Source organism: Mesorhizobium sp. M7A.F.Ca.US.005.03.2.1 (assembly GCF_003997795.1).
In the GTDB taxonomy this organism is placed as follows: Bacteria; Pseudomonadota; Alphaproteobacteria; order Rhizobiales; family Rhizobiaceae; genus Mesorhizobium; species Mesorhizobium ciceri.
Genome location: NZ_RZRP01000800.1, coordinates 1 through 2,887, shown reverse-complemented (window position 1 = coordinate 2,887; position 2,887 = coordinate 1). Strand labels below are relative to the sequence as shown.

Genomic DNA, 2,887 nt, shown 5'->3' with positions numbered 1-2,887 from the left:
CCCCAGCCGGAACACCGCCATGCTCCTTGAGCAACCGCGAAAACCGCCGTTCCATCACCTCGCGCATCATGCCGAAATCGTCGCCAGGCGTGATCTCGGTCGAGCGGATGTTGAATTTCCGGTACTGGTTCTTCACGAACCCCTCCGGTCCGGCAACGACCATGGCGCCGACGGCATTGGTGCCCATGATGTGCGAATTGTCGTAGACCTCGATGCGCACTGGCGGCTTCGGCAGGCCGAATGTCTCGGCGAAACCGGCAAGCAGGCGTCCCTGGGTGGAGGTTTCAGCCAGCCGGCGTCCGAGCGCTTCGCGGGCATTCTGCAAAGCGTTGTCGGTCAGGTCCTTCTTCTCGCCGCGCTGCGGCACGGAGATCGCGACCTTGCGGCCGGCGCGGGTGGAGAGCGCCTCGGCCAGCAATTCCTGATCCTCGACGCCATGCGACAGAAGGATGTTCCGCGGCGTCGGCTTGTCGTCATAGAACTGCGCCAGGAACGAGCCCAGCACCTCGGCTGCTTCCAACGCCGGATCGGCCTTGGGGAAATAGGCGCGGTTGCCCCAGTTCTGGCCGGTGCGGAAGAAGAACACCTGGATGCAGACCTGGCCGCCTTCCTGATGGATGGCGAAGACATCGGCTTCGTCGACGGTCGCCGGATTGATGCCCTGGTGGCTCTGCACATGCGACAGGGCCGCTAACCGGTCGCGATAGATCGCGGCGCGCTCGAAATCGAGAGCTTCCGACGCCTGCTGCATGGCGGCCGAGATTTCCGTCTTCACCTTCTGGCTGCGGCCGGACAAGAAGTCCTTCGCCTCATTGACCAGCTCGGCATAGTCCTGGTGCGAGACCTCGCCGGTGCAGGGACCGGCGCAGCGCTTGATCTGATAAAGCAGGCATGGCCGCGTGCGGTTCTCGTAGAACGAGTTGGTGCAACTGCGCAGCAGAAAGGCGCGCTGCAGCGAGTTGATGGTGCGGCCAACGGCACCGGCCGAAGCAAAGGGGCCGAAATAATCGCCTTTGCGCGAACGCGCGCCGCGATGCTTATAGATGCCGGGCGAGACATGGTCGCCGGTCAAGAGGATATAGGGAAACGACTTGTCGTCGCGCATCAGGACGTTGAATCGCGGCCGCAAGCGCTTGATAAGATTGGCTTCGAGCAGCAGCGCTTCGATCTCGGTGCGGGTGACGACGAACTCCATCGTCGACGTCTCGCGCACCATGCGGCCGATGCGGGTGGTGTGGAAGCGGCCTTGCGCGTAGTTGGTGACGCGCTTCTTCAGGCTGCGCGCCTTGCCGACATAGAGCACATCGCCGGCAGCGTTCATCATGCGGTAGACGCCGGGCGCGTTGGGCAGCCGCTTGACCAGCGTCTGGATCACCTCGGCACCGATCATGCCTTCCGCGTCGCCGGCATGCGGCGTCCAGTCGATGGCGGTGAAGGCGACATCGGGACCGACGGTTTCAACCATCTCCTCGACCGCCTCGTCCTCGAGGTCGATATCGGGAGGCAGATCGTCGGTGCCGCCGCGCGGCTTGCTTTTGTGGTCTATAGGACTCATTCCGTCATGCCTGTCACATCGGGCGTCTGCCACGCAAGATGCTGGCCGCCATCGAGCGCGATCATCTGGCCGGTGACCGAGCGCGCTTCCCAGAGATAGCGGATTGTGGCGCCGAATTCCGGCAATTCCGGGCCGCGCTTGAGGATCAAGCCATCGACTTGGGCTGCAAAATCGCTGTCGTCCTGACGCGCGTTCTTCAATGTCGGCCCCGGGCCGATGGCATTGACGCGGACGCGGGGACCGAGCGCTTGCGCCATCATCTGGGTGGCTGTCCACAGCGTCGATTTGGACAGTGCATAGGAAAAGTAGCGCGGCGTCGGCCGCCAGACGCGCTGGTCTATCATGTTGACGATCAGGCCCTCCTGCCCTGCCGGTAGTGCCCGGGCGAAATTCTGCGCCAGGAGCGCGGGCGCTTTCACATGGACGGCAAAGTGCCGGTCCCAGGCCCGCCAGTCGAAATCCAGAACCGAATCGTCCTCGAAGAGCGACGCGTTGTTGACCAGCAGCGAGAGCGGCCCGAGCGCTGCTTGCGCCTCGCCGATAAGGTCATCGATGGCGTCCATATCGGTCAGGTCGGCGGCGACCACCGCGGCGCGGCCATCTCCGGCGATGATTTCGGCAGCCAACGCATCGGCCTCGGTGCGCGAGCGGTTGCAATGGATGGCGACGGCAAAACCGTGCGCGGCGAGATCCTCGACGATCGCCCTGCCGATCCGCCTGGCCCCGCCCGTCACCAGCGCCGTGACAGTGGCTTTGCTCATATGGTGTCAATCCTCAATTTCGGCCCGAAAAAGCAGTGCCGGCGAAATATGGCCCGGCATGCGTTAAATGGTGTTCGCACCTTGGGCAGCATTGTGGCGAAACGGCCGTTTGGGCATCTTGGCCCGCCCTGGACTCAGGCGTGCCCGACCGCAATATAGGGTGCTGGAGTCCTTGCACCAAGCGGTGTGCAGCGCAGCACCGGATGGTTCCTGCCATTTCGCTGTTGCGAAGATGCAACGTCAAGGTTCTGCCTCATTTGCGCCGGGGAATGACCCAAGTTCAGGTTCGCTTCAGCCGCATTTTGACACGACATTTGGAACCGACGAACGCCAGATCCGTTTCACCCCCCGGACGGGTCGATGGCGATCGTGAGAAACAAGCCTGTGTCCTGTGGCTTAAGGAGTAAAGAACAATGCAAGCCAATCTCAAATTCGCACGGCCGCTGGCCGTTGCGCTCGGGCTCTTCGCCCTCAGCGGAACTGCCTATGCTGCTGACGTGGTTTCGGAAGAGCCGCCGGCACCTGCGCCGATCGCTGAACTTCCCGTCGCTTCGTGGGCCGGCCCCTACGC

Annotated in this window: 2 protein-coding genes and 1 pseudogene; 1 reads left to right on the top strand and 2 read right to left on the bottom strand. The window is 63.2% G+C overall.

What is annotated here, in order from left to right:
* Both uvrC and EN991_RS30535 read right to left on the bottom strand, forming a co-directional pair.
* The coding region (gene uvrC / locus EN991_RS30540; RefSeq protein ID WP_127370142.1) for an excinuclease ABC subunit UvrC at window positions 1-1,555 on the bottom strand (1,555 nt) is incomplete at its 3' end.
* Complete coding sequence (locus EN991_RS30535; protein ID WP_127370141.1) at window positions 1,552-2,316, bottom strand: SDR family oxidoreductase; 765 nt, start codon at window positions 2,314-2,316, stop codon at window positions 1,552-1,554. The genes EN991_RS30535 and uvrC, both read right to left, overlap by 4 nt.
* 413 nt (window positions 2,317-2,729) lie before the next feature.
* On the opposite strand from EN991_RS30535, the pseudogene EN991_RS41220 reads away from it, so the two are divergent.
* A pseudogene (locus EN991_RS41220) lies at window positions 2,730-2,887 on the top strand (porin family protein); the annotation flags it as partial.